The sequence below is a fragment of the Stenotrophomonas sp. JC08 genome, assembly GCF_052180205.1.
Classification (GTDB): domain Bacteria; phylum Pseudomonadota; class Gammaproteobacteria; order Xanthomonadales; family Xanthomonadaceae; genus Stenotrophomonas.
Map to the genome: position 1 here is coordinate 51,237 of NZ_CP197473.1, position 26,968 is coordinate 78,204.

Consider the following 26,968-nt stretch of genomic DNA (forward strand, 5'->3'; position numbering starts at 1 on the left):
GATGCCGGGGCCCGCCTCAATGGTGGTCACCCGCGCCATCAATGGCATCGAACCTGCGCAGCCGTTGCCGCAGGCAGCGGCTGCGCAGGTACAGGCCGCTGTCACCCAGTAGCAGCATCGTCACAACGGCCAGTGCGATGTCACGCAGCAGGCGGTCGCGGCTGGCTTCTTGGGTGGCGTTAATGCGGGCCGGGTCCAGCGTCTGCGCGGCCTTGGCCTGCAGCATGGCCAGACGTGCCAGGCTGGCGTCCGTCATCCGCGGTGGATCGAGTTGCCGCGCCTGGTGCAGGTAGTCGCGGGCCTGCGCCATGTCGCGCAGCGCCACGCTGATCTCGGCCAGCAGGTCCAGCCGGTCGCGGGCGCCCGAGGGGAACTTGTTGGCCTCGGCCATCGCCTGCGCCTGTTCGGCCAGGCCCCGGGCCTCTTCCGGCGCGCCCTGTTCCAGCGCGATCCGCGCCAGATAGTGCAGGGTGCTGATCTGCCCCAACGGATTGTTGCGCTGCTGCCAGTGCTGGACGGCCAACAGCTCGGCCCTGGCCGCTTCCGGGTGGCCGCGGGCGCGCAGTATCTCGGCGCGGTCGCTGCGGATGCGGTACAGCACCACATCCTGGTTGGACAGGCGCTTGGCGATGCCTTCGGCGCGGTCGAACGCCTTGTCGGCCTCGTCATAGCGCTTGAGCAGCAACAAAGCGTAGCCGTGGTTGTAATTGAGGGTCACGTCCTGCGCCAGCGGCGGCCGCTGCAGGTGGCCGGACAGGGCAAGCGCCTGTTGCTGGTAGCGCAGCGCACCTTCCAGGTCGTTCAGCTGTTCGGCATGGATCAGCGCGATGTGGCCCAGCGCCAGCACCTGGCCGCGGATGTCCCCGCTGGCGATGCTATGTTCCTGCATGGCTTCCAGTATCTGCAGCCCTTCCTCGGTCCGTCCGTCGCGCAGCAGCAGGAAGGCGGCCTGCCGCTGCAACTGGTCGTATTCGCCAAGCGGCAGCCCCGAAGCCCGCAGCAAGGCCTGCAGCCGTGCCATCGCCTGCGTGCTTTCCCCGCTCCGGCCGAGCAGGTTCAGGGCGAGGCCGCGGCAACCTACCATGCCGATTTCCACCGCCGGCGACAGCGCCGGCGCCGGCTTTGTCAGCAGGCGGTCGGCCAGGGCCAGTGCGTCGTGGGGCGAACTGCGGACCAGCGTCTGGCAACGCGCCACCTGCGCGCCGGTGCCGCTCGCCTGGCCGCGGGCAGGGCCGACTACGGCCAGCGCCAGCAGCAGGCATGGCAGCAATGGCGGCAGATAGAAGGCGATGCGGAGCGGGGACATGGGGCCGGGCGCGTTGCGGCGGAAAGGCGATATCCGCCCGAAAAACGGCTTGGGCGCTTCGACGGCGGATGGTCCGTAATATAGCCGCAGACCCTTCACGTATCGCGCGGCCCGCGCCGCGATGGGAACCCCCGACCGATGTATTCCCAATCTCCCCGGCGTGGCGATCCGGCCGAGTCCCCGCAACAGGCGCCGGCCCGCTGGCTGCCCGCGGTCGATGTCACCGAAAGGCGCATGGCGGCGATGATGCTGCGCCTTCTGTTGCTGGTGGCCGCTTACCAGTTGCTGACCCTGCTGTGGAATGGCCCGTCGCCGCGCTCGCTGGTGCAGGTGCTGGCGGTGGGCGGCATGCTGGTGTGCCTGGCCTCGTTGGAATTTTTGCGTCGGCAGCGGCTGCAGGCGGCCGCGGTGCTGTTCGTGCTGGCCAACCTGCTGCTGACGACGGTGGCCTATGGCTACTGGGGCCTGCGTTCGCAGATGCAGGGGCAACTGCTGCAGTTGTTGCCGGTGCTGTTGGCCGGCGCGCTGCTGGGCCGGCGCGCGTTGTGGCTGGCGGCCGGCTGGCTGTGCGCGCTGATGGCGCTGGGCGCTTGGCTCGACGCGGCCGCTGGCTTCTATTTCCCGGCGCGGGTGGAACTGGTCGTGCGCGACCTGGCACTGGCCGGGTTCGGCGTGCTGCTGGCCGCCTTCGTACTGGACCAGTCGATGGCCTCGCTGCGCGAGAACCTGCGCATCGCCCGGCGCCGCGGTGTGGACCTGGCGCGCAAGCGCGACGAACTGCAGCTGGAAATGCAGGAGAAGGAACGTTCGCGCGAGCAACTGGTGCATGCGCTGAAGATCGAGAACGTGGGCCGCCTGGCCAGCGGCGTGGCGCACGACTTCAACCACCTGCTGGCGCTGATCATGGGCTATGCCGGCAAGGGCCGGCGCAGTGATGATCCGGCCGAGTTGAAGGCCGCGCTGTCGGGGGTGGAATCGGCCGCGCGGCGTGCCGGCGCGGTGACCCGGCGGCTGCTGGATTTCAGCCGCCAGGAAGTGGCGCGGCCGCAGCTGCTGGATGCGGCGGCCACCATTGCGGCGATGGAGCCGATGCTGCGGCAGCTGTTCGATGCGCGGGTGGCGTTCGCGCTGGACACCGCGCAGGTGCGCTGCCGGATCCACTTCGACCCGGCACAGCTGGAACTGGTCCTGCTGAGCCTGGCCGCCAACGCGCAGCAGGCCATGCCCGAGGGCGGCAGCTTCCGCCTCGCGCTGTCCTGCCCGGCGCCGGGGGACGAACTGCACGTCGAAGTGCGCGACAGCGGCCACGGCATGAGCGAGGACGTGCGCCGGCGCTGCCTGGAGCCGTTCTTCACCACCAAGCCCAGTGGCCAGGGCACCGGGCTGGGGCTGGCGGTGGCGGCCAACCTGGTCGAGGCCGGCGGCGGCCGCATCACCGTGGAGAGCGCGCCGGGGCAGGGCGCCTGCTTCCACCTGTGGCTGCCGGCGCGGCCGTTGCCGGCGGCCTGATCCCGCCGCCGCTCCACTACACTGCGGCGATTCGGTTCGGAGGCGGATGCTTGATTTCCAGCTGGACGTTGCTGCTCGTTTCGCTCGCCTATGCCGCGCTGCTGTTCGGCGTGGCGTGGTGGGGCGACCGCCGGCCGATGTACCCGGACCGGCCGTGGCTGCGGCCGGTGATCTACAGCCTGGCGCTGGCGGTGTACTGCTCGTCATGGACCTTCTATGGCGCGGTCGGCACCGCGGTGCGCTACGGCATCGGCTACCTGCCGATCTACCTGGGGCCGCTGCTGCTGCTGCTGTTCGGCTGGCGCATCATCGAGCGGCTGGCGCTGATCGCGCGCAGCGAGAACGTGGTTTCCATCGCCGACTTCATCTCCTCGCGGTTCGGCCGTTCGCGGCGGCTGGCCGCGCTGGTGGCGCTGATCGCGCTGGTCGGGGTGGTGCCGTATCTGGCGCTGCAGTACAAGGCGGTGGCGATGAGCGTGCAGGTGCTCACCGGCAATGCCGCCGGCACCGGTCCATTGACCGATCCGGCGCTGTACGTGGCGTTGCTGATGGCGCTGTTCGCGATCCTGTTCGGCACCCGCCAGGTCGATGCCACCGAGCACCACTACGGCATGATGCTGGCCATCGCGCTGGAGTCGATGGTCAAGCTGGTGGCCATCGTTGCGGTCGGGGTGTTCGCCTATGCCTGGCTCAGCGACCGCACCGATTCGGTGGTGCAGTCGGCACGCACGCTGTTCGAAGGCATGCCGCCGGTCGGCTTCGTCTCGCAGACGCTGCTGAGTTTCCTGGCGCTGGTGTGCCTGCCGCGGCAGTTCCATGTGGCGGTGGTGGAGTGTGGCGATGCCGGCGACGTGCGCCGTGCGCGCTGGCTGTTCGGCGGCTATCTGGTGGTGATCTCGCTGATGATCGTGCCGATCGCCACCGCCGGTGCGGCGCTGTTCGGCAGCGGCCTGGCCTCCGATGACACCCTGGTGCTGGCGTTGCCGATGGGCAGCGGCAACGCCGCGCTGGCGCTGGTGGCCTATGTCGGTGGTTTTTCCGCGGCCACCGGCATGGTGATCGTGTCCTCGATCGCGCTGGCGACGATGATCAGCAACGACCTGGTCATGCCGCTGCTGCTGCGCCGCAGTGGCGACCACCGCGAAGCGGCCAGTGTCGCCTCGCGCGTGCTGTGGATCCGCCGGCTGGCGATCCTGCTGCTGGCGCTGGTGGCCTACGGCTATTACCGCGGCAGCAGCAACGACACCATGCTCGCCACCTACGGGCTGATGGCGTTCGCGGCGGTGGCGCAGTTCGCGCCGGGCCTGATCGGCGGGCTGTACTGGCGCGGTGCCAGCCGTCGCGGGGTCGAGGCCGGCATGCTGGTCGGCTTCAGCGTGTGGATCTACACGCTGCTGGTGCCGGCGCTGACCCAGGGGGGCTGGCTGGACGAGTCGCTGCTGCATGCCGGGCCGTTCGGCATCGAGTGGCTGCGGCCGCAACAGCTGTTCGGCCTCAGTGGCTGGGATCCGCTGACCCATGGCACGTTCTGGTCGCTGCTGCTCAACACCGCCACGATGCTGCTGGTGTCGGTGCGCTGGCGTCCGGGCGTGGCCGAGCGTCTGCGTGCGGCGCCGTTTCTGGACCCGTATGTCGAACGCCCGGTGGTGTCCGGCAACTGGCCCGCGCACGTGCAGGTGCGGGACCTGCTGGCGCTGGCCAAGCGGGTGGTGGGCGACAACCGCGCGCGGCGTGCGTTCGCCGAGCAGGCGCAGACGCTGGGCCGCGACCTGCAACCGGCCGCCGCCGCCGACCGCGTCTGGGTGCAGTTCACCGAGCGCCTGCTGGCCGCCGCCATCGGTGCGGCATCGGCGCGCCTGCTGCTGACCAGCCTGCTGCGCGGCTCGGGCATGGACCTGGACGAAGTGGTAGCGGTGCTGGACGAGGCCGGGCAGGAGCTGCGCTTCAACCGCGAGATCCTGTCGACCACGCTGGAGAACATCAGCGCCGGGGTCAGCGTGGTCGATCCGGACATGCGCCTGACCGCGTGGAACCGCCGTTACCAGCAGATGTTCGACTATCCCGACGGCATGCTCTACGTCGGCCGTCCGGTCGCCGACCTGATCCGCTACAACGCCGAGCGGGGCGAGCTGGGCGAGGGCGACATCGAGGTGCAGATCAACCGCCGCATCGGCTACATGCGCGCCGGCTCGCCGCATGTGTTCGAGCGCACCGGTGCCGATGGCAAGGTGATCGAACTGCGCGGGCAGGCGCTGCCCGGTGGCGGCTACGTCACCAGCTACAACGACATCACCGACTTCAAGCAGGCCGAGCAGGCGTTGCGCGAGGCCAACGAAACCCTGGAGCAGCGCGTCACCGAACGCTCGCAGGCGGCCGAGGCGGCGCAGCAGTCCAAGACGCGGTTTCTGGCGGCGATCAGCCACGACGTGCTGCAACCGTTGAATGCCGCGCGCCTGTTCGCCTCGGCGCTGCGCGACAGCCTGCCCGAGACCGACGAGCAGCGGCATCTGGCCGAACGCGTGGATGCCTCGCTGCGCGCGGCCGAGGAACTGCTCGATGGCCTGCTGGACGTGTCGCGGCTGGATGCCGGCGGCCTGCACCCGACCATCACCGAGTTCGATGCCAGCGTGCTGGTGCGTGAACTGGCCGCGCAGTACACGCCGATCGCCGCCGGCCGCGGCCTGCGCCTGCACGTGTTCGCGCGTCAGGCCTGGGTGCGCAGTGACCGCCGCCTGCTGCGCCGGGTGCTGCAGAACTTCATGGCCAATGCGCTGCGCTATACCCGCAGCGGCCGCATCGTGCTGGCATTGCGGGTGCGCGGTGAGCAGATCGAACTGCAGGTATGGGATACCGGGCCGGGCATTCCCGAGCACCATATGCGGCAGATCTTCAATGAATTCCACCGCTTCCAGCAGCCGTTCGACTGGGGCGAGCAGGGCCTGGGGCTGGGGTTGTCGATCTGCCAGCGCATCTCCCGCCTGCTCGACCACGCGCTCAACGCACGCAGCCAGCCCGGTCACGGCAGCATGTTCTCCATCACCCTGCCGCGGGTACCGACGCCGGCAACCCTGCCGGCCCCGCGGCCGCCGGCCTTCGGTGCCGACAGTGCGCTGACCGGCATGCGCGTGTTGTGCGTGGACAACGACCAGGAAATCCTCGACGGCATGCGCGCGTTGCTGGGCCGCTGGAAGGTGCAGGTGATTGCCGCCAGCACCGTCGACATGGCGCTGGAAAAGCTCGCCGAGCAGCCCGACGTGATGCTGGTGGACTACCACCTGCACGATCGCCTGGATGGTCTGGATACGCTGGTCGCGCTGCGTGAGGCCGCCGGCCGGCCGCTGCCCGGCGCGCTGTTGACCGCCGATGGCCGCGACGAGCTGAAGCGGATGGCGCGCGAGCGTGGCTACCGGGTGCTGACCAAACCGGTGAAGCCGGCTTCGCTGCGCGCGTTCCTGACCGCCCTGTACGACCTGCGCAAACGCTAGCAGGCGAGCCGGTAGCACTCTGGGGCATGCCCGGCGGAGGCTCACCGGCAGTGCCCCGGTGCAGCATGGCCGCGATCTACTGGGGAGGCGCCGGTTTTGTGGCTTACCCCGCGCCTGCAACGGCGGTCGCCGGCTGCAGGTGCTGGTAGAGGATGGTGCTGCCGATAAGGATCAGGATCACGCCGCCGACGATCTCGGCACGCTTGCCGACCAGCGCGCCCAAGGCACGACCGAGCATGATGCCGAGGGTCACCATCGTCAGCGTGCACAGGCCGATCACCACCGCCACCACCGCGATCGGCGCATCGAACAGCGCCAGTCCCACACCGATGGCCATCGCATCGATGCTGGTGGCAAAGCCGGTCGCGGCCAGTGCCCAGAAGCCATGCCGTGAGCCGCCGCCTTCGCCGTCGGCGTCGTCATCATCCGGCTTGAGCCCGGCCACGATCATGTGCAGGCCCAGTGCGCCGAGCAGGCCGAAGGCGATCCAGTGGTCGTAGGCTTCCACGTACCGGGAGGCGGCGCGGCCCAGCCACCAGCCGATGACCGGGGTGATGGCCTCGATCACACCGAAGATCAGGCCGGCACGCAGGGCGTCGGGCAGGCGCGGGTTGCGCATCGCCGCGCCCTTGCCGATCGCCGCGGCGAAGGCGTCGGTGGACATGGCGAAGCCGACCAGAAGAATCGAAAGAGGGGACATCGGGATTACCTGGTCGGGCGGACGCGGACGGCATGCGGCACGCCCAACCTCGAGTGGTGCACGCAAACCGCTGGTCTCGCCAACCGTATCTGGCTGCCCGCGCCACGGCGCACTGGCCGAGCATGTTGACGTGGGCGCTTCCATGACTGGAAGCAGGCTACTCCCCAAGGGAGCGCGGATTGTAGCAGCAAGCCGGCGCAGCGGCTCCCGCTGTTGCGCAGCGTGAGTCGCAAAGCCGGTGGATCGTGGGTTGCCGGACACAACGCCATTCGGGGACCGGATTGATCGACGGATGCGGAAAAATCCACACGTCTGCTAGCTGCGGGTCCGGTAGTTTCGCGGCTTACGCCGCTCCTGCAAAAGCGGATTGCCTCTGCGGCGGCTCAGTCTTCTTCCGGCGGCAGCACGATGCTGTCGTCATCGATCGCCAGCTTGCCGGCCATCAGCACCGCCTGGGTGCGGTTGGTGACGCCGAGCTTGCGCAGGATCGCGGTGACGTGGGCCTTGATGGTGGCTTCGGATACACCCAGGTCGTAGGCGATCTGCTTGTTCAGGCTGCCGGCACCGAGCATCTGCAGCACGCGGAACTGCTGCGGCGTCAGTTCGCGCAGGCGCTGGCCGACCTCGCGTTCCTCGTTCGGCGTGGGCGGCACGTTGTAGGCCTCGGCCGGTGCCCAGCGCTCGCCATCGAGGATGGTGGTCAGCGCGTGGCCGATGGTGTCCGAATCGGCGGACTTGGGGATGAAGCCGAAGGCGTCGTGATCCAGCGCGCGGCGCATCACCGTCGGTTCCTCGCGCGCGGACACCACCACGATCGGCAGCTGCGGATGCAGCGAACGCAGGTGCACCAGTGCGTTGAAGCCCTGCGCGCCGGGCATGTTCAGGTCCATCAGCACCAGATCGGCATCGGGATGCTGTTCGGCCAGCGTGTACAGCGCCTCCACGTTGTCCGCCTCCAGCAGCCGCACGCCGGGAATGACACGCTGCACCGCGCCCTTGAGGGCTTCGCGGAACAGGGGGTGGTCATCGGCGATCAGCAGGGTAGGCATGGGAGCAGAAGTGAGAAGTGAGAAGTGAGGGAAAACCAGGCAAAGGCCTGCGGTTTTCCCGGCCGAAACAGTGATGGGGAGAGGAATGGAGGAGGGTGATGCCAGCAACAGGACAACCGAAGTTGCCTGTGCTTCTCTCACTCCTCACTCCTGTTCACTCATTCATCGCTTCACCGCACCTTGCGCTCTTCCACCAGCGAGGCCACGACCGAGGGGTCGGCCAGGGTGGAGGTGTCACCGAGCTGGTCGGGTGCATTCTCGGCGATCTTGCGCAGGATGCGGCGCATGATCTTGCCCGAGCGGGTCTTGGGCAGGCCCGGCGCCCACTGCAGGTGGTCCGGGGTGGCGGTGGGGCCGATGACCTTGCGCACCCAGGCGACCAGTTCCTTCTGCAGCTCGTCGGTCTGCGCTTCGCCGGCCACCAGGGTGACATAGGCGTAGATGCCCTGGCCCTTGATGTCGTGCGGGAAGCCGACCACCGCGGCCTCGGCCACCTTCGGGTGACCCACCAGCGCGCTTTCCACCTCGGCGGTGCCGATGCGGTGGCCGGAGACGTTGATCACGTCATCGACGCGGCCGGTGATCCAGTAGTAGCCGTCGGCATCGCGGCGGCAGCCGTCACCGGTGAAGTAGCTGCCCGGATAGGTGCGGAAATAGGTGTCGATGAAACGCTGGTGGTCGCCGTACACGGTGCGCATCTGCCCCGGCCACGAGCTCAGGATGACCAGGTTGCCTTCACCCTCGCCTTCGATGAACTCGCCGTTGGCATCGACGATCGCCGGCTGCACGCCGAAAAACGGCTGGGTCGCCGAACCGGGCTTGAGGTCGGTGGCGCCGGGCAGCGGTGAAATCAGGATGCCGCCGTTCTCGGTCTGCCACCAGGTGTCCACGATCGGGCAGCGGCTGTCACCGACCACCTCGTAGTACCAGCGCCAGGCTTCCGGGTTGATCGGCTCGCCGACGCTGCCGAGCAGGCGCAGGCTCTTGCGCGAGGTGCGCTTGACCGGCTCGGCGCCTTCGCGCATCAGCGCGCGGATCGCGGTCGGTGCGGTGTAGAAGATGGTGACGTTGTGGCGGTCGATCACCTCCCAGAAGCGCGAGATGCTGGGGTAGTTCGGCACGCCTTCGAACATCAGCGAGGTGGCGCCGTTGGCCAGCGGCCCGTAGACGATGTAGCTGTGGCCGGTGACCCAGCCCACGTCGGCGGTGCACCAGTAGATGTCGTCCTCGCGCAGGTCGAACACCGACTCATGCGTGTAGGCCGCATACAGCAGGTAGCCACCGGTGGTGTGCAGCACGCCCTTGGGCTTGCCGGTGGAACCGGAGGTGTAGAGGATGAACAGCGGATCTTCGGCGTTCATGCGCTCGGGTTCGCACGCGGCCGGCTGGGTGTCGACCACGTCGTGGAACCAGCGGTCGCGCGGCGCCTGCATGTCCACCGCGCCGCCGGTGTGGCGTACCACCAGCACGGTTTCCACGGTGTTGGTGCCCGGCAGCTTCAGCGCGGCATCGACGTTGGCCTTCAGCGGCACCTTCTTGCCGCCGCGCAGGCCTTCATCGGCGGTGATGATCAGCTTGCTGCCGCAGTCGCCGACGCGGTCGGCGATGGAGTTGGCGGCAAAGCCACCGAACACCACCGAGTGCACCGCGCCGATGCGGGCGCAGGCCAGCATCGCCACCGCGGCATCGACGATCATCGGCAGGTAGATGGTGACGCGGTCGCCCTTCTTGATGCCCAGCGCGCGCAGTGCGTTGCCGAGCTTGCATACGCGCTCGTGCAGCTGGCGGTAGGTGACATGCTGCGCCGGTGCATCCGGGCTGTCCGGTTCGAACAGCAGCGCGGTCTTGTCGCCACGCGTGGCCAGCTGCCGGTCCAGGCAGTTGACGCTGACGTTGAGCACGCCGTCCTCGAACCACTTGATGCGGAAATCATCCAGCTGGTAACTGACGTCCTTGACCCTGGTCGGCTTGACGTACCAGTCCAGCCGTTCGGCGACCTTGCCCCAGAACGCATCGGGGTTCTCCAGCGACTCGCGGTACAGCCGCTGGTATGTGGCCTTGTCGATCCGCGCCTTGGCGGCGAATGCGGCATCAACGGGATAAACATCAGTCATGGCAACCCTCACCTTTGCACTTGTAACCAATGGGGGAGCTGTGTATGGCACAGCCGGAACTTCCCAAGTGTGCCGCATCCATCAGCTTCCGCGCTGCCACCCGGATTAGACGATGGTCGAATGGGGGGCCGGATTCGACTAATGGCGAATAGCCCCACGTCGTGGAAGCCGCGCACGCTGGCCGCGACTGTGCAGACCGCCAGCCGGGAGAGAGGCCGTTCCAATGAATCGACAGAGGTTGAAGACCGTCCGCAAGCCCCTCGTTGCCGCACTGGTTGTGGCACTGGTCGCGCCGGGCATGGCATTCGCGCAGACCGCCAGGGAGCAGGCGCTTGAAGCGCGCGTGCTCGAGCTGGAGCGCCAGGTGCAGTTGCTGCTTTCCACCCAGCAGCAACAGCAGGGAGCGATCACGCAGGCGCAGAGCGACGTGCAGCAGGTACGCACGGTGCAGGCCGAACGCGCGACCACGCCGGCAGTGCCGGCCGGCAAGCAGCCGGTGCAGGTCACCAGCATCACGCCGGGAGCGGCGCCAGGCACCACGTTCAAGTTCGGCGGCTTCATCAAGGCCGACTTCCTGGCCACCCAGACCGGTGACGGCCAGTTGGCCGACGATGCCACCGGCCGTGCGCTGTACCTGCCCGGGCAGACGCCGGTGCATGGCGCTGGCGGCTCGGGCGAGCGTTCGAGCGTGGACTACAACGCCCATGCCAAGTTCTCGCGTTTCAACCTCGGCGTGGACCACGTCACCGACAGCGGTGACAAGGCCGGCGCACTGGTGGAGATGGATTTCTTCGGCAATTCGCTGGGCAACCAGAGCGCGACCAATACCTACGGCGTGACCTTGCGCCATGCCTACATGTACTGGAACAACTGGCTGGCCGGCCAGACCTGGTCCAACTTCATGGACGCGGCCTCGATTCCGGAAGCGGTGGATTTCGTCGGCCCGACCGATGGCGTGGTGTTCGTGCGCCAGGCGCAGGTGCGCTACACCAAGGGCGGCCTGAGTGTGGCGCTGGAAAACCCGGAGACCACACTGGTCGGCGCCGCCAACTCCGACCGTGGCAGCCTGCCTGATCTGACCGTGCGCTACGGCTGGAAGGGCGACTGGGGCACGTTCGGCATGGCCGGCCTGCTGCGCCAGCTGAAGGTGGACAACCACGCCACCGGTGCGGACGCCAGCAAGATGGCCGGCGGCCTGACCCTGGGCGGCAAGTGGGTGATGGGCGACAGCGATTCGCTGCACTACCAGCTCACCGGCGGCGAGGGCATCTCGCGTTACATCGGTCTGGGCATCACCGGCGACAGTGCCTACGACGCGATCCGCGATGAGCTGGACCCGACCGGGGTGGTGGCGGCGTATGTCGGCTGGCGCCATGCGTTCTCGCCGAAGCTGCGCACCAACCTGATCTACGCGCGCAGCGACTACGACAACGATGCATCGATCACCGGCCCGCTGGTGACCCGGAGCGTGCAGTCGATCCGCGGCAACGTGTTCTACACGCCGATGCCCAAGGTCGATGTCGGCGCCGAGCTGATGTACGGCGTGCGCGAGATCGAGGACGGTCGCAAGGGCGATATCAGCCGCCTGCAGTTCACCACCAAGTACAGCTTCTGATCGCTGTCTGCCGGCGCCTGATGGCACCGGTGCGTGTTCCATCTCCCTACCCCACGGGGAGCACTCATGTTGCTGCTGGACACCGGCCTGGTGCCGGTGCCGGCAGCCGCCTTCCCCAGATCTGGAGAATCCTGATGAATGCTTCCAACGATCCCCGTATCGAGCGGATCGCCTCACACCCGGCGTACCAGCGCCTGCGACAGACACGCAACCGGCTGGGCTGGACCCTGACCGCGCTGATGCTGCTGGCCTATTACGGCTATATCGGCCTGATCGCTTTCGACAAGGAGTTCCTGGCGCGGCCGATCAACGGCGGGGTGTCCACGATCGGCATTCCCATTGCGATGGGGTTGATGGTGTTCACCATCGCCATCACCGGCTTCTATGTGCGCCGCGCCAACAAGGAATTCGACCGGCTGACCCGCCAGATCGTGGAGGAGGTGCAATGAGCCGTTCCCTGCTTCGCATCGGCAGCGCGATGGCGCTGATGGCGGTGGCCGGCAGCGTGCTGGCGGCCGGTGGCGACATCGGCCAGACCGTGCGCCAGCCCACCAACTGGACGGCGATCATCATGTTCGCGGTGTTCGTGGTCGCCACCCTGGGTATCACCAAATGGGCGGCCGGACGTACCAAGTCGGCGTCGGACTTCTACACCGCCGGTGGCGGCATCACCGGTTTCCAGAACGGCCTGGCGATTGCCGGCGACTACATGTCGGCGGCCTCGTTCCTGGGCATTACCGCGGCGGTGATGATCAACGGCTATGACGGCCTGATCTACGCCATCGGCTTTCTCGTCGGCTGGCCGATCCTGACCTTCCTGATGGCCGAACGGCTGCGCAACCTCGGCCGCTTCACCTTCGCCGACGTGGCCGGCTACCGCTTCCAGCAGAAGCCGATCCGCCTGTTCGCCGCCTCCGGCACGCTGGTGGTGGTGCTGTTCTACCTGATCGCGCAGATGGTCGGCGCCGGTGCGCTGATCAAGCTGCTGTTCGGTCTGGATTACTGGATCGCGGTGATGCTGGTCGGCGTGCTGATGATGGTCTACGTGCTGTTCGGCGGCATGACCGCCACCACCTGGGTGCAGATCATCAAGGCCTGTCTGCTGCTGTTCGGCGTCACCTTCATGGCGCTGATGGTGATGTGGCACTTCAACTTCAGCTTCGAGGCGCTGTTTTCCGAAGCGGTGCGGGTCAAGACCCAGATCGCCGCCAACAGCGGCAAGAGCGCGGAGGAGGCGGCCGCCACCGGTCTGTCGATCATGGGCCCGGGCGGCTTCGTCAAGGATCCGATCTCGGCGATCTCCTTCGGCATGGCGCTGATGTTCGGCACCGCCGGCCTGCCGCACATCCTGATGCGCTTCTTCACCGTTCCCGATGCCAAGCAGGCACGCAAGTCGGTGCTGTGGGCGACCACCTGGATCGGCTATTTCTACATCCTGATCTTCATCATCGGCTTCGGTGCGATCGCACTGGTGCTGACCAACCCGGAGTACGCCGATCCGCTCACCGGTACCATCCAGGGCGGGCCGAACATGGCCGCGGTGCTGGTCGGCAAGGCGGTGGGTGGCAACCTGTTCATGGGCTTCATCTCGGCGGTGGCGTTCGCCACCATCCTCGCGGTGGTGGCCGGCCTGACCCTGTCTGGTGCCTCGGCGGTGTCGCACGACCTGTATGCCACCGTGTTCAAGAAGGGCAATCCGCCGCCGGGCGTGGAGCTGAAGGTGTCGCGCATCACCACCCTGGTGCTGGGCGTGATCGCGGTGCTGCTGGGTATCGCCTTCGAAAAGCAGAATGTGGCGTTCATGGTGTCGCTGGCCTTCGCCATCGCCGCCTCGGCGAACTTCCCGGTATTGTTCCTGTCACTGCTGTGGAAGGACTGCACCACCCGCGGCGCGGTGATCGGCGGCTTCGCCGGGCTGATCTCCTCGCTGGTGCTGACCTTGCTGTCACCGTCGGTGTGGGTGGATACGCTGGGTAATCCGGCCGGCTCGGCACCGTTCCCGTACACCTCGCCGGCGCTGTTCTCGGTGACCCTGGCGTTCTTCTGCATCTGGCTGTTCTCGGTGCTGGACAAGAGCAAGAACGCACAGGCCGAACGGGCCGCGTATCCGGCACAGCAGGTGCGTGCGGAAACCGGACTGGGGGCAAGCCAGGCATCTTCGCACTGAGGCCAGTGTGGTTGAGCTGATGACAACGGCCGGCGAAAGCCGGCCGTTGTCGTTTGCACATGTTGTGACGCTGCGGCGAATACGGAGGTGTACCGGCTGGGAGCTGCAGGTGTTCCATCCGGCTACGGTTGCCCGGCCGGCTGCGGTACGGTTGCACTCTGCTTCTGGAGGAACCTGCCGCATGCATCACGCCCGTACCGCTGTCCGCACCGCCCGCCGCCGTCCACGCTTCATCGCCCCGCTGCTGCTGTCCTGCCTGCTGCTGCCGGGTATCGCCCTGGCCAGGCCCGCCGCCACGCCGGTGGCGCTGCAGCAGGAAGCCACACGTCTGGCGGCGCTGCTGCCCGGCGACCTCGGCGCGATGATCGTGCACCTGGAAAGCGGCCGCAGTGTCCAGGTCAACGCCGACCGCGCGTTTCCGATGGCCAGCACGATGAAGGTGCCGGTGGCGGTGCACATCCTCAAGCTGGTGGATGAGGGCAAGCTGACGTTGCAGCAGCAGGTGACGCTGGGCGCGGAGGATGTCTATCCGGAAATGGGTGGGCCGATGGACACCCACCTGAGCGCCGGCTCGGCCATCACCGTGCGCGACCTGCTGCACATGATGATCACCGTCAGCGACAACAACGCCACCGACATCCTGATCCGCCTCGGCGGTGGCACCGATGCGGTGACCGCCCGCATGCGCGCGCTGGGCATCGACGGCCTGCGCGTGGACCGTTATATCTGGGAGCTGCTGGCCAACTACCGCGGCAATGATGCCTCGCAGGCCAAGCCGATGGGTCCGGCCGAATACGGCGAGCTGTCGCGCAGCCCGCGCAGCGAGGAACTGCGTCGCAGCCACACCAATACCTGGAATGCGGATCCACGCGACACCAGCAGCGCCCGCGCGATGGCGCTGCTGCTGCAGAAGGTGTGGAAGGGCGAGGTGCTGGCGGCGCCGACCACCGCCGTGCTGCAGGACATCATGGGCGCTACTCGCACGGGCAGTGCGCGCCTGCGTGGCATGCTGCCCAAGGCCACCCCGGTGGCGCACAAGACCGGCACCGTCGGCGACGTCATCAATGATGTCGGCGTGATCACCCTGCCGGACGGTCGCGGCCATGCCATCGTCGCGGTGTTCGTGCAGTCGCGTGCAAGTAACGAGGAGCGCGACGCGGCGATCGCGCAGCTGGCGCGGGCGGCGCACGACTACTTCCTGTTCGTGCCCTGAGCGCTGCCGGAAAACCCGCTCCGCGCCGCCGGCTGCCACCATGCCGGCGATGGTGGCCGTACGGTTGACGGCGGCAGGCGCCGGTGCCTATGTTCACGCGGTGAAGCGTCGGCCTGCGGGGATCGGCCGGCGTGGTGAGGGTCATGCCGCACCGCCTCGCTCCATCCACCGTGCCGGTGGGGCACATCTTGCTCTGGGGAGGGCAGCCTGTGACGATGTCCGAAACGCCAGCCGCCGGGCTGGATCAAGCGCACAATGCACGCATGCCACAGCATTGCGACGCTGCGCAGCCAGAAGCTGACCTGGCTGCAACACTGGACCAGGTGCGTGCGGCCTGGATGCGGCAGCGGCCCGGTTATGAGCAGCGGCGCGATGACCTGCGTCGCCTGCGGGCGGCGTTCAAGGCCCGCATCGGCGAGATGAGTGCCGCCATCGCCGCCGATTTCGGCCACCGCTCGCAGCATGAATCGGTGATTGCCGACGGCATGACCGTCACCGGCGAGATCGACCACCTGCTGGCAAACCTGCGCCGCTGGATGAAGCCGGAGCGGGTCGGGGTGGGCTGGCGCTTCTGGCCGGCGCGGGCCCAGGTGCGGCCGCTGCCGGTGGGCGTGGTCGGAGTGATCTCGCCGTGGAACTATCCGGTCAACCTGGCGCTGGTGCCGCTGGCCACCGCGATCGCCGCCGGCAACCATGTGCTGCTCAAGCCGTCCGAACACACGCCGCGCACCTCCGCGTTCCTGCAATCCTTGCTGGCTGAAGTGTTTCCCGCCGAACGCGTCAGCGTGGTGCAGGGCGATGCCGGCGTGGCGGCGGCCTTTTCGGCGCTGCCGCTGGACCATCTGGTGTTCACCGGCTCCACCGCGGTCGGTCGCAAGGTGATGGCCGCCGCGGCGCAGCATCTCACTCCGCTGACCCTGGAGCTGGGCGGCAAGTCACCGGCGATCATCGCCGCCGACTACCCGGTGGAGGCGGCCGCCACGCGACTGGCCACCGGCAAGTGGTTCAACGCCGGGCAGACCTGCATCGCCCCGGATTACGTGCTCATCGACCAGTCGCGGGTGGCCGCGCTGGTGGCGGCGTTGCGCGCGCAAGTGCGGCAACGCTACGGCGATTTCAGCGATGCCGGCGATTACAGCCGCATCATCAACGCGGCCCAGTTCGAGCGGCTGCAAGGCTATGTGCGGGATGCGCGCGAACGTGGCCTGCAGGTGGTCGAGCTGGCGATGATCGATGGCGAACGTGCGCGCCGTGAACGACTGTTTCCGCCGACCTTGATCCTGCAGCCGGGTGATGACGCCACGGTGATGCAGGAGGAGATCTTCGGCCCGATCCTGCCGATCCGCGGCTACCGCACGCTCGATGAGGCCATCGCCACCATCAACGGCCGCGACCGGCCGCTGGCGCTGTATCCGTTCAGCCATGACCGGGCGACGGTGGAGACGATCCTCGGCCAGACCGTGGCCGGCGGCGTCACCGTCAATGACACGCTGCTGCACTTCGCGATCAACGGCCTGCCATTCGGCGGCATCGGCGCCAGCGGCATGGGCGCCTATCACGGCCGCGCCGGTTTCGATGCGATGAGCAAACGCCTGCCGGTGTTGTGGCAGACGCGCCGCGCCGGCAGCGACCTGCTCAAGCCGCCGTACTCCAGGGTGGCGCGCTTCATCGAGCTGATTTCACGCTGAGCCCGGCGCTGCCGGAAACAAAGGCCGCGACCGGTACGGGGGAGTGCCGGTACCGGTCGCGGAGTGCCAGGCGGAGGAGAGAGGCCGGCATCAAAACTGCAGACAGGTCAGAACGCGCTGACCGGCAGCGGCTGCGCCAGTGCCGCCGCTTCGGCCGCGCAGTCCGGCGCCGGTGCGGGGTTGCTGGCGCGCAGCGCCGCCAGCTCGGCCCGTGCGGCCTCCATGTCGGTGCGGAAACCGGCATCGGCATGCAGTCGTGCGACCACCGCCGAGCCCATGAAACGGCCTGCCGCCACGTCGCTGTTCCAGTGCACATTGCACACCAGCCGGCTTTCGCCATAGCTGCGGCCGCGCGCCAGGATCGCGTCCTGGCGGTCCGGTGCCAGCTCGGCCAGGATCAGCGCCCAGGCCCAGCCGATGGACGTGTGGCCGGACGGATACGAGCCGTTCTCGGCCAGCCCGGCTTCCTTGTCCGGCGTGCAGGTGGACTCGCCGTTGGCCATGAACGGGCGGGTGCGGTTGTGCTGGTGCTTGGCGGCATCGCTGACCACTGCGGCATCGGTGCGGGTACGCCGCAGCAGGCCGTACAGGCGCGGCGCGTTCTGCTCACTGATCTCGGTGCCGATGGCGCAGGCGAAGATCGAGGCGGCGGCGGGGAACTGCAGGTTGGCATCGGCGATGGCCTGCTCCCAGCGCGGCGTGCCGCGCAGGCTGCGCGCCTGGTTGACCTGCTCATCCAGAGCGAACGCGGCCGAGCCGGCGGCCGGTGGCGGCGGCAGCAGGGCGATGCTGTCGGGCAGCTGCGCGGTGTCCAGATAGCCCTGGGCAACACCGGGGCGGATCTCCGGCACGCTGAAGCTGGATGTGGCGGTAGCGGTGCTGCAGGCACTGGCCAGCACGCACAGGCCGATGGTGCCGATGCGGGACAGCGGAAGACGGGAGAAAAACGACATGGACGGGTCCTCAGGCAAGACGCTGGGCGACCATCTGCCGCAGCGCGTGGAGATCGGCAACAAACGCGTCGATGCCGCTGGAGAGTTTTTCGCTGGCCATCGCATCGGCAGCCAGGTCGTGTTCGAAACGTGCCGCATCGATCGCGGCGTCGTCGATATTTGCAGCTGCAGGCGGGCTCAGCCGGCGTGGCAGTGCGCCGGAATCGGCGTCGAGCTGTTGCAGCAGCTCCGGGGAAATGGTCAGGCGGTCGCAGCCGGCCAGCGCTTCGATCTGCGCGGTAGAGCGGAACGAGGCGCCCATCACCACGGTGGCGATGCCGCGACGCTTGAAATCCTCATAGACGCCGCGCACGAACAGCACGCCCGGATCGCTGTCGATGTCGGCCGGTGGATTGCCGCGGGCCACGTGCCAGTCGAGGATGCGGCCGACAAACGGCGAGATCAGGAAGGCGCCGGCCTGCGCGCAGGCCAGTGCCTGGGTGTGGTTGAAGATCAGCGTCAGGTTGCAGTCGATGCCTTCGGCCTGCAGCACGCGCGCGGCTTCCACCCCGGCCCAGGTGGCGGCGATCTTGATCAGCACCCGCTCGCGGCCGACGCCGTTGGCGGCATACAGGTCGATGAATTGGCGAGCCTTGGCCACGGTAGCGTCGCTGTCATGGGCCAGGTCGGCATCCACTTCGGTGGAGATGCGCCCGGGAATCCGCTGGCTCAGCAGGGTGCCGACACCGATGGTCAGGCGGTCGGCGACGTCGTTCACGCCGGCACCGGTGGCGCGTGCACGCTGCAGCTCCTGTTCGATCAGCGCGGCATACACCGGCAGATCCAGTGCTTTCTTCACCAGGGTCGGGTTGGTGGTGCAGTCCACCGGGCGCAGGCGTTCGATGGCGGCGTAGTCGCCGGTATCGGCCACCACGACCGAGAGGTCGCGCAGCTGGACGAGTTTGGAAACGGCGGTGGTCATGCGTTTTTCCTGTGCCGGGTCAGGCGGTGGAGGCGTCGTTGACGAGGGCGGCCAGCGTGGCGGTGTCCTGGTCGAACACCGGTGCGGCGAACGGCTGCGGACCGGGGGTGCGGCCGAATACGATCGGGCGGGTGATACCGCGATAGCTGCCGAGCAACGGGTGCGGCAACGTGGTGACCATTTCCTCGGCCACCACCTGCGGATGGTCGAACATGTCTTCGACCTTGCGTGCGGCAGCGCACGGCACGTCTTCGGCGAACAGTGTTTCCCACTCCAGCGCGCTGCGCGTGGCCAGTGCCGCATGCAGTTGCACCAGCAGTTCGTCGGAATGTTCGGCGCGCTTGCGCACGCTGTCGTAGCGCGGCTCGGTGGCCAGTTGCGGCAGGCCGATCTTCTCGCACAGTGCCTGCCAGAAACGCGGCGTGTTGGCCGAGATGTACAGATGGCCCTGCGCGGTGGGATGGATGCCGGTGACGCCGCCCGAGCGCATGTCGCGGCCGACACCGGCGGGCTCGCCTTCGGCCCAGATCATCCGCGCCGACTGCATGGTCAAAGCGCTGCGCAGCAGCGACACGCCAACATACTGGCCTTCACCGCTGCGTTCGCGTTCGTACAGTGCCGAGGACACGCCGGCGGCCACCAGTGCGGCGGCGTAGTAGTCCACCACCGAGCCGTACAGGATTTCCGGCGCGCCATCGGGCTTGCCCTGCATCGCGCACATGCCGGTCATGGTCTGCAGCACCTGGTCGTAACCGGCCTTGTCCTTGAGCGGACCACCGTCTCCATAGCCGGTGACCGCGCAGTACACCAGCCGTGGGTTGAGCTTGTGCAGGCTGTCGAAATCGATGCCCAGCCGTGCCGGCACGCTGGGACGGAAGTTGTGCACCAGCACGTCGGCCTCGCGCACCAGCCGCATCAGGGTGGCGCGCTGGTCGGGCTGTTTCAGGTCCAGCACCACGCCGCGCTTGGAGCGGTTCACGCCGAGAAAGGCACGGCTTTCGGCCTCCAGCGTGGACGGATATTTGCGCAGGTTGTCGCCCACCGGCGGTTCCACCTTGATCACCGCCGCGCCCTGGTCGGCCAGCAGTGTGCAGCCGTACGGACCGGCGATATAGGCGCTCAGGTCCAGCACGCGGATGCCGCTGAGCGGGCCGCGGGCACCTTCACGGTGGACAAGGTCAAAGGCAGAGGAGCTGTTGCTTCCATTCATGGCGGGTGCACTCGATTACTTGATGGCAGTCTCGTCCCGGGCTCCGGGAAGAAACAGAGCGTGCGGGTATGTTCAGCGAGGACAAAAAGCAGGCTGCGCGGTTGCCGCCAGCGCATTGAGCGCCGTGGCGGCAACCGCACTGCATCAAGCCGATGGGGCCAGCGACAGCCAGCTCAGCCGCCACGCGCCATGTTCACGGCCGCCGCAGCGGTAGTACGGCTCGAATACCAGCGGCGCGCGGCTTTCCAGTTGCATCGTCACCGGCGCGCCTTCGCCGGCATCACTGCCGACGCTGAGCCAGCGGGTGGGGTCGCCGCCCGGCAGCTTGACCGTCTCGTCGGTCTTGAAGCCGTCGATCAGCGTGGTGGCGTACACCAGCGGGCCGTAGGTCAGGCCGACGTATTCCCAGCGCAGCACTTCCTGCGCCACCGGCGAGCCATCGGGCGCACGCGATTCCTGCACGTTGATGTTGGCCGCGTGCTGCAACTGCGGTCGCATCGGCAGCTGCACGTTGACCAGGTCACCGGCCTGCCACTGCCGCTGCAACTGCACGAAGCCGTCCTCGCCGATCAGCACCGGCACGTTCTGGCCGTTGACCTGGATGCGCGCGTCCTCGGCCCAGGCCGGAATGCGCACGCCGATGCCGAAGCTGGCGCTGTGCTCGGGAGTCACGCGCAGCGTGATCTGGCCGTCGAACGGATAGCGGGTGTTCTGCTGCAGCTGCACCTGGCCGGCTTCGGCATGCGCCAACGTCGCCTCACCGGCGCTGTACAGATTGACCCGCAGGCTGCCGTCGGCGGCGATGCCGTAGGCGATCTGCGGCAGCTCTTCCACCGCCATCGCGCCGGAGGACTTGCAGCAGCGCCAATACGTGGTGTGCACGCGCTTGCCGTTGGGGAAGGTGTAGTAGCACCAGTCCTCGCCGTTGGGCGCCATCGCCGCGAGTAGGTCGTTGTAGGCGGTGCGTTCCAGCTCGTCGGCGTAACGCGCGTGGCCGGTGATGGCCAGCAGTTCGCGGTTGAGCTGCATCCACGCCAGCACCGAGCAGGTTTCCACATAGGCCTGCGGGAAGAACGTGCGCGGTGCGTTGAACACTTCGCGCGAGCGATGCGCCAAGCCGCCCCACGGACCACCGCCGAGGGTGAGGTGGTGGTCGCGGATGTTATTCCACAGGTTGTCGATGGCCTGTTTGTAGTCGGCCTTGCCGGTGGCCTTGTACAGCTTGGCCAGACCCACCAGATTCCAGCTCAGCTGGTAGGCCTTGCCGGTGGCGATGAAGGCGGCGTCCTCATCCTCCAGACCCTTGTCGAGCAGGGCCAGGCGCGGGTTGGCGTTGGCCTGTTGCAGGATCTTTTCAGCCAATGCCAGATAACGCGGCTCGCCGGTGACCAGGTACAGGTCGGCGGCCGGGTCCAGCAGCACCGTGGCCGACATGCCGTGGTGGTTGCCCAGCGTGGTGATGTCGATGCCCGATTCCAGCGCCTGCCAGCACAGGTCGGCGATGTCGCGGGCGGCCTGCAGGTAGCGCTCTTCGCCCAGTGCACGCCAGGTTTCCAGGAAGCCCAGGATCAGGTAGCTGTGGGTCCAGATGTCCCAGGTACGCAGCGCCGGTTCGCCGTTCCAGCTTTCGGGCTTGGGCGGCTGCGGCACGGTGAAGCGACGGTCGGCGGCGTAGTTGCCGAGATAGCCGTCGGCGTCCTGCTGGCTGATCAGCCAGTCGGCGACACGGCGCAGGTTGGCTTCCAGCTTGTCCTGTCCGCCCTGCGCCACCGCGCGTGCGGCGGCTGACAGCCACTTGCCGGCATGTTCGCCGTACCAGTCGCCTTCCTGGTTCTGCTGTTTGTGGGCCTGGCCGAAGATGCTGATCGACGGGCTGTGCTCATCGACGATGAAGCTGCTCAGGCGGCCGCTGCGATTGGCCGCCAGGGCCTGGCCGAGGAGGCCGCCAAGTTGGGTGCGGATGGGGGTCATTGCTGCAAATACCTCGCTAGAGAGTCGATCTGCGCGGCGTCCAGTCCCTCGGCCTGCACGCGCATGGCGCCCTCGCTGAGGGCGTGCACGATGCGCGGCTGCGGGCGCGTGGCCAGCAGCTGGCGCGAGGGGATGTTGCCTTGCGGATGGTCGTGGCACATCGCGCAGCGTTGCTGGTAGATGGCCGCGGAGGAAAGTCCGGCGCTGGCCGGTGCGGTGGTTGCAGGGGCGGTGCCGGCGTCGGCCACAGGGTGCTCACGGTCGTTGATGCGGCGCCCGCCCGGACCGAAGGCCTGGATGCGGTCACTGCCAACGTAGACATGGCCACCGCCGAAGGCCGGCGCGTTGTACTTGCCGCTGGTGAACAGCTCACCGGGGGCGCTGTGCCAGCGCACCTGCAGCGTGCCCGCATCCAGCGCGTACAACACCGGGCGCGGTGCATCGCTGCCCGACAGCAGCGCCGAGCGCGGTGCGTTCTCGTCCAGGATCCAGACCAACGCGTTGTCGGCGCCGTTGCTGGTCACCACCGGTGAGCCGGGGTTGCCCAGCACCAGTGTCGGGTGACTGCGGTCGATGCGCAGGTAGGGCGGTTTGCCCGCCGGGCGCATCACTTCCACGCGGGCGACCGATGGTGCCACGCTGGTGGACGAGCCGGGCGCCTGCTTGCTGTTGCCGGTGACGAACAGGTAGTCGGTGCCGGCGGCATCGCGGAAGCTGGCCGGCACCGAGCGTGCGCGCGCCAGGTCCAGCGCGGCATCGGCTTCGGAATACGGACCGAACACATTCAATGGGCCACGGCCGCCGAACTGCGGTTGCGGCCCGGGCGGCAGCAGCGAGCCGTCGCTGGCCGCATCCATGCCGCAGGCCGGGCGCTGGTCCAGCCGCCCCGGCAACTGCTCGCGGTCCAGCAGGTACAGATTGCCCTGCTTGCCGCCGACCGCCAGCAGGCGCGGCGCGGGGCCGTCCTTGGCATCGGCCAGCAGCACCGCGCCGCCGGAGCCGAGGTCGATGTCGTTGGTGGCGCTGCTGCAATGGTTGAACGGGGTGTAGCTGCCACGCAGCACGAAGCCCTCGCCATCGGCCAGCGACAGCTTGAGCACCGACTGGGTCCAGTCGTGCGGCTGGTTCTTGTAGCCGTCAAAGCCCGAGCCGGTGACCACGTAGACCTGGCCGTCGGCATCCACCGCCGGGCCGCCGGCACCCCAGATGCCGCCGCTGCCCCGGTGCGGCATGGCCGCCGCGGCGAAGGCGCTGCTCACCTTGGCGGTGCGGGTGTCCACCGCCGCCAGCCAGCCGGTTTCGGTTTCGCCGAACACCACGTAGAGCTGGTGGCCGTCCGGGCTCAGGTTGAGCGCGCCGCGCTGCACGCGGAAATCGAAACGGCGCCGGGGCGCGACCGGTTCCGGGCCGGCATTGGCGTTGAGCCGGTTGAAGGTGGTTTCGTCCAGCGTCACCGGCCAGCCGGCCACCGGTGCACCGCTGCCCAGTTCCAGCGCGTGCGCCTGCCAGCGCTTGTCCGGGTCGCAATGGGTCACGTACAGACGGCCACTGGCCGGATCGGCGATCGGTGTGGCGAGGATGCCGGAGGGCACGCCATCGAGCGGCGCCGGCTGCAGCCGGCAGGGTTCGCCCAGATTGGTGTGCCAGAGGATGCGACCGGCGGCGAGGTCGCCGTTGCGGGTGGCGTTGATCGCGTAGACATCGCCGTTGTTGGTGGCGGCAATCACCACGGAGAAAGTCTGGCCACGGTGCGGGCCGGCTGTGAAGGTCAGTTCCGGCAGGTACAGCGGCGAGGCGTACAGGCGCGGCGGCTGGCCTTCGAAGCGGGCCAGCTGCGGCGACTCCCACAGCAGGCCGAAGTCCTTTTCATTAACGTTGGCCGGTGTCAGCACCTGCTCGTCGCGGCGCCAGCCGCTGCGCTGTGCATCGACATGGAAGGTGGCGCGCGGCTGTGCGCGTTCGCTGGCGCCAACTACAACGTCGACCGCAGCAACGGGAGCGAGGGTTCGAGTGCTGTTCACCGGCAGGCCGGCGGTCCAGCGCACCGCGTTGCGCAGCAGCTGGCCGACGCCGGGCTGCTCCAGCGCGGCCTGGTAATGGCCGCCGCTGAACACCAGGCCGCGGCCGCCGCCGTCGCGTTCGAACGCCCATGCCAGTTCGGTGGTTTCCGGCTGCTGCTCAAGCAGTGCCTGACCATCACGGAATTGCGGGTGCAACTCGGCCGTCAGCAACGGCGTACGTACGCCGCCCTCGGTGGCGAGCTGGAAGCTCGGGTAGAACTCGTCGCGATAGTCGAATGCGGCAAGGCCCTGGCTGACCGGATGGGCGCCTTCTGCGGGGACCAGCCGGGCCCATTCGGTACTGCGGTCGAAGGTGCCCATGCGCGCGCCACCCAGCCAGCGTGGCAGGCCGAGGTCGTCATCGGCCGGGGTGGTCGAGGCCTGGTGCAGTGCGACCAGGCCCATGCCGCGCTGCATGGCCGCCTCGAACGCGGCGCGGCGGGCAGGATCACGCAGCGGGTGCTGGTCCAGCCCGTCGAAGTACCAGACCACGGTGGCGGCATCGTCCAGCGCATGCGGGTCGGCTGGCCAGCCGTGCGGATACGCCACCACCTGCAGCTGTCCACCGGGCTCCTGCTCCAGCATTGCCTGCAGTGCGGTGATGCCGTCGGGATAGTCGTGGCGACCCGGCCCCTCGCTGGCGGCACCGCCGATCAGCACCACCTTGCGCGGCGGTGTCCGATCGCAGGCGGCCAGCAGTAGGCACGCCGATGCCAGACAGGCGCCCAGCACCCGCGCGCGTGCTGCCAGCAACCTCACTGTGCGTCCACCACGCAGCGGAAGCCGAGCATGCCGCTGCGATCCTTGGCCGGAGCCATCAGCAGGTACTTGCCGTGCTGGTCCAGACGGTAGGCCTGCGGGAAGTACCAGTGCGAGGTCTGCGGCTGGTAGCTGGAACCGCCGCGCAGGATCGCCGCGCGGGTGTGTTCGTCGCTGAATTCATCGGTCCACTGCCACACGTTGCCGACCAGGTCTTCCACGCCAAACGGGCTTGCCCCCTGCGGGTGCGCATCGACATCGGCCGGGGCCAGCACGCGGCGGCCGCGGTTCACCCGCGGCACACGGCTGTCGTCCCAGTCGTTGCCCCACGGATAGGTCCGGCCATCGTTGCCCTGTGCGGCGTACTGCCATTCCCATTCGTGCGGCAGGCGTTTGCCGGCCCACGCGGCATAGGCGCGACAATCTTCCAGCGACACCCACACCACCGGCTTGTTCTCCCAGCCGGCGCGCGGTGCGCCATCGAGCCAGTGGGCGAGGAAGTTGATGTCATCGGCCGGGCGGTAGCCGCTGGCGTCGATGAAGGCCTTGAACTGCGCGTTGGTCACCGGGTAACGGTCGATATGGAACGCGGCCATCTGCATGTGCTTGCGGTGGTGGCGGCGCGGGCAGTCCTCCCACGGGAACTGCACGTCCTGGCCGGCCCAGTTGAAGCCTTCGATCTCGATGCCGCCGACGTTGAACACGAACTCGCCGGCAGGGATGCTGACCATGCCTTCCGGCGCGGTCGGCTGCACGGCGGTGGCGGGAATCTCACGCAGCTGCTGCGGCAGCGCCGTCCACGCTGCGGAGTAACTGTTGAGCGGCTGTGCGGCGCGCTTGGCGGCGGCCTGCAGGAAGGCCTCCAGCCCGTCCACCGTCACCCCCGGCTGCACGCTGAGCACCGCGCCGAAGCCGCGTGCCTCCATCGGCAGTTCGATCACCGCCTTGCCATCACGTACCCGTGGCGACAACTCGACGCCGTGCCACACGTCGTAATAGCGGCTGCCGTCCACGTGCGGCAGATCGATCTGCTCGCCGTTGACCGCGTATTCGTGGCGGTTGATGAAGGTGTGCAGGCACAGGCCGTCGGCCGGGAACTTGCTGGCGAAGATGCCGCCCTGATGGCAGACCTGGTACGGCTCCCAGTCCATCGACACCACCAGCTGCGGGAACTGGCGGTAGATCGCGGCGATGCGGCGCAGGGTTTCACCATCGCGCGCGGTGAACTGGTTCCAGATGCCCCAGATGTTTTCCCAGGCGTTGTAGCCGATGCCGTTGAAGAAGCAGTACTGCAGGTCGTGGTTGCGGTTGCGGCCCCAGCGGTTCTCGTAGTTGACCATGTGGCGCGGCTCCAGCCACTTCCACTTGGACACCGGCGGCACCGGGCCGTCGGGTGCCTTCTTGCCCCAGCTCTGCACGTTCCAGATCAGCTGCTCTTCGGAGCTGATGGTGGATTCGGGCTGGATCACCACCGGGTTGCCGCGCGCATCGCAGGCGTCGAAGAACGCACGCGGCACACCGTTGAAGGTGTCGCCGTTGATGCCGTCGGCGCCGGTGGCCTTGATGATCTCGGCCAGTCCGTCCCAGTGTGTGCAGCCCGGGTCACGGGTGCCGTGGTCCCACGGCTTGGCCGGCAGGAACACGCGCACGCCGCGCTTCTGGAACGCCTGCACCGCCCGCTTCAGGCCTTCCAGCCCGCCCGGCAGGGTGTGTGCCAGATCGAACTGGTTGCGGTCATCGATGCCGATATTCGGATAGATGTACCAGATCAGCACCGAGTCCAGCCCGCCGAAGCGTGCCTCCAGGTCGTCCAGATACTTGTCCACCGTGTACTGCGCGGTGTCCACGTCGTAGAAGTAGCGGTCCTCGACCAGCATCTGCGCGTGCACGAAGTTGCGCTGCGACCACTGCAGCTCCGGGCGGCGGTAGTTGACGTCGGTATAGCCGATGCGCACCAGGTGTTCGCGGCGCCAGTCCTTCAGTTCGGTGATCCAGTCGGCGGCGCTGGCGTTGGCGTCGATCATCCAGTTGCCGATGTCGGCAAACGGCCAGGCCGGGGCCTTGCCCGGCGTGGGCAGGTAGCGGCCGGTAGTCACGTGCGAGAACTTGTACTCGGTGGTGACGGCCTCATGCCCGTAATCGGCTGCTTCGTTGTCGTAGTCGGGGGTCTGATAAGGCGTCGTCATGGGCAAGGCATCCAGCAAGGAA

17 protein-coding genes are annotated in these 26,968 nt (G+C 68.0%); 7 read left to right on the forward strand and 10 right to left on the reverse strand.

What is annotated here, in order from left to right:
• Window positions 1-16 precede the first annotated feature (16 nt).
• Window positions 17-1,306: a hypothetical protein gene (locus tag ACSBPQ_RS00190; RefSeq protein WP_442683083.1), complete on the reverse strand. Its 1,290-nt coding sequence runs from the start codon at window positions 1,304-1,306 to the stop codon at window positions 17-19.
• A gap of 138 nt (window positions 1,307-1,444) precedes the next feature.
• Here ACSBPQ_RS00190 and ACSBPQ_RS00195 point away from each other — a divergent pair, with 138 nt between their 5' ends.
• A complete protein-coding gene (locus tag ACSBPQ_RS00195; protein WP_442683084.1) occupies window positions 1,445-2,815 on the forward strand; it encodes a sensor histidine kinase in 1,371 nt (456 codons plus the stop codon).
• Between the two features lie 50 nt (window positions 2,816-2,865).
• Window positions 2,866-6,300, forward strand: coding sequence for a hybrid sensor histidine kinase/response regulator (locus ACSBPQ_RS00200; protein WP_442683085.1), 3,435 nt, complete (start codon window positions 2,866-2,868; stop codon window positions 6,298-6,300).
• 103 nt (window positions 6,301-6,403) lie between these two features.
• On the opposite strand, the gene ACSBPQ_RS00205 is transcribed toward ACSBPQ_RS00200, so the two are convergent.
• The 3 genes from ACSBPQ_RS00205 to acs all read right to left on the reverse strand — a co-directional run bounded on the left by ACSBPQ_RS00205 (window position 6,404) and on the right by acs (window position 10,163).
• Window positions 6,404-7,000 (reverse strand): manganese efflux pump MntP, encoded by a 597-nt coding sequence (locus ACSBPQ_RS00205; protein ID WP_442683086.1) that lies wholly within the window; start codon window positions 6,998-7,000, stop codon window positions 6,404-6,406.
• Window positions 7,001-7,383: 383 nt separating this feature from the next.
• Window positions 7,384-8,049: a response regulator transcription factor gene (locus ACSBPQ_RS00210; protein ID WP_442683087.1), complete on the reverse strand. Its 666-nt coding sequence runs from the start codon at window positions 8,047-8,049 to the stop codon at window positions 7,384-7,386.
• 170 nt (window positions 8,050-8,219) lie between these two features.
• Window positions 8,220-10,163: an acetate--CoA ligase gene (gene acs, locus ACSBPQ_RS00215; protein WP_442683088.1), complete on the reverse strand. Its 1,944-nt coding sequence runs from the start codon at window positions 10,161-10,163 to the stop codon at window positions 8,220-8,222.
• A gap of 223 nt (window positions 10,164-10,386) precedes the next feature.
• Between acs and ACSBPQ_RS00220 the strand changes: the two genes are divergently transcribed.
• From ACSBPQ_RS00220 to ACSBPQ_RS00240, 5 genes are all read left to right on the forward strand, one after another.
• Entirely contained in the window at window positions 10,387-11,778 is a 1,392-nt protein-coding gene (locus ACSBPQ_RS00220; RefSeq protein WP_442683089.1) for a DcaP family trimeric outer membrane transporter, read from the forward strand.
• A gap of 134 nt (window positions 11,779-11,912) precedes the next feature.
• A complete protein-coding gene (locus ACSBPQ_RS00225; RefSeq protein ID WP_442683090.1) occupies window positions 11,913-12,227 on the forward strand; it encodes a DUF485 domain-containing protein in 315 nt (104 codons plus the stop codon).
• Between the two features lie 38 nt (window positions 12,228-12,265).
• Window positions 12,266-13,945, forward strand: a complete 1,680-nt coding sequence (locus tag ACSBPQ_RS00230; RefSeq protein WP_442684610.1) for a cation acetate symporter — start codon at window positions 12,266-12,268, stop codon at window positions 13,943-13,945.
• 181 nt (window positions 13,946-14,126) lie between these two features.
• Complete coding sequence (bla, locus tag ACSBPQ_RS00235; RefSeq protein WP_442683091.1) at window positions 14,127-15,158, forward strand: class A beta-lactamase; 1,032 nt, start codon at window positions 14,127-14,129, stop codon at window positions 15,156-15,158.
• A gap of 263 nt (window positions 15,159-15,421) precedes the next feature.
• Entirely contained in the window at window positions 15,422-16,846 is a 1,425-nt protein-coding gene (locus ACSBPQ_RS00240) for a coniferyl aldehyde dehydrogenase (RefSeq protein WP_442684611.1), read from the forward strand.
• A 107-nt stretch (window positions 16,847-16,953) separates the two neighbouring features.
• Here ACSBPQ_RS00240 and ACSBPQ_RS00245 read toward each other — a convergent pair whose 3' ends face one another.
• The 6 genes from ACSBPQ_RS00245 to ACSBPQ_RS00270 form a co-directional block, all read right to left on the reverse strand.
• The gene (locus tag ACSBPQ_RS00245) at window positions 16,954-17,799 is read right to left on the reverse strand and encodes an acid phosphatase (RefSeq protein WP_442683092.1); all 846 of its coding nucleotides are present in this window, start codon (window positions 17,797-17,799) and stop codon (window positions 16,954-16,956) included.
• Window positions 17,800-17,809: 10 nt separating this feature from the next.
• Window positions 17,810-18,760, reverse strand: a complete 951-nt coding sequence (locus tag ACSBPQ_RS00250; RefSeq protein ID WP_442683093.1) for a transaldolase — start codon at window positions 18,758-18,760, stop codon at window positions 17,810-17,812.
• 19 nt (window positions 18,761-18,779) lie between these two features.
• Complete coding sequence (locus ACSBPQ_RS00255) at window positions 18,780-19,970, reverse strand: CaiB/BaiF CoA transferase family protein (protein WP_442683094.1); 1,191 nt, start codon at window positions 19,968-19,970, stop codon at window positions 18,780-18,782.
• A 144-nt stretch (window positions 19,971-20,114) separates the two neighbouring features.
• Window positions 20,115-21,941, reverse strand: coding sequence for a glycoside hydrolase family 127 protein (locus ACSBPQ_RS00260; RefSeq protein ID WP_442683095.1), 1,827 nt, complete (start codon window positions 21,939-21,941; stop codon window positions 20,115-20,117).
• Window positions 21,938-24,760 carry a ThuA domain-containing protein gene (locus tag ACSBPQ_RS00265; protein ID WP_442683096.1) on the reverse strand — a complete coding sequence of 941 codons (2,823 nt, stop codon included), beginning with the start codon at window positions 24,758-24,760 and terminating at the stop codon, window positions 21,938-21,940. Before ACSBPQ_RS00265 ends, ACSBPQ_RS00260 begins: the two co-directional genes overlap by 4 nt.
• Window positions 24,757-26,946, reverse strand: a complete 2,190-nt coding sequence (locus ACSBPQ_RS00270; RefSeq protein ID WP_442683097.1) for a formylglycine-generating enzyme family protein — start codon at window positions 26,944-26,946, stop codon at window positions 24,757-24,759. The genes ACSBPQ_RS00265 and ACSBPQ_RS00270 overlap by 4 nt, the downstream gene beginning before the upstream one ends.
• Window positions 26,947-26,968: the final 22 nt, after the last annotated feature.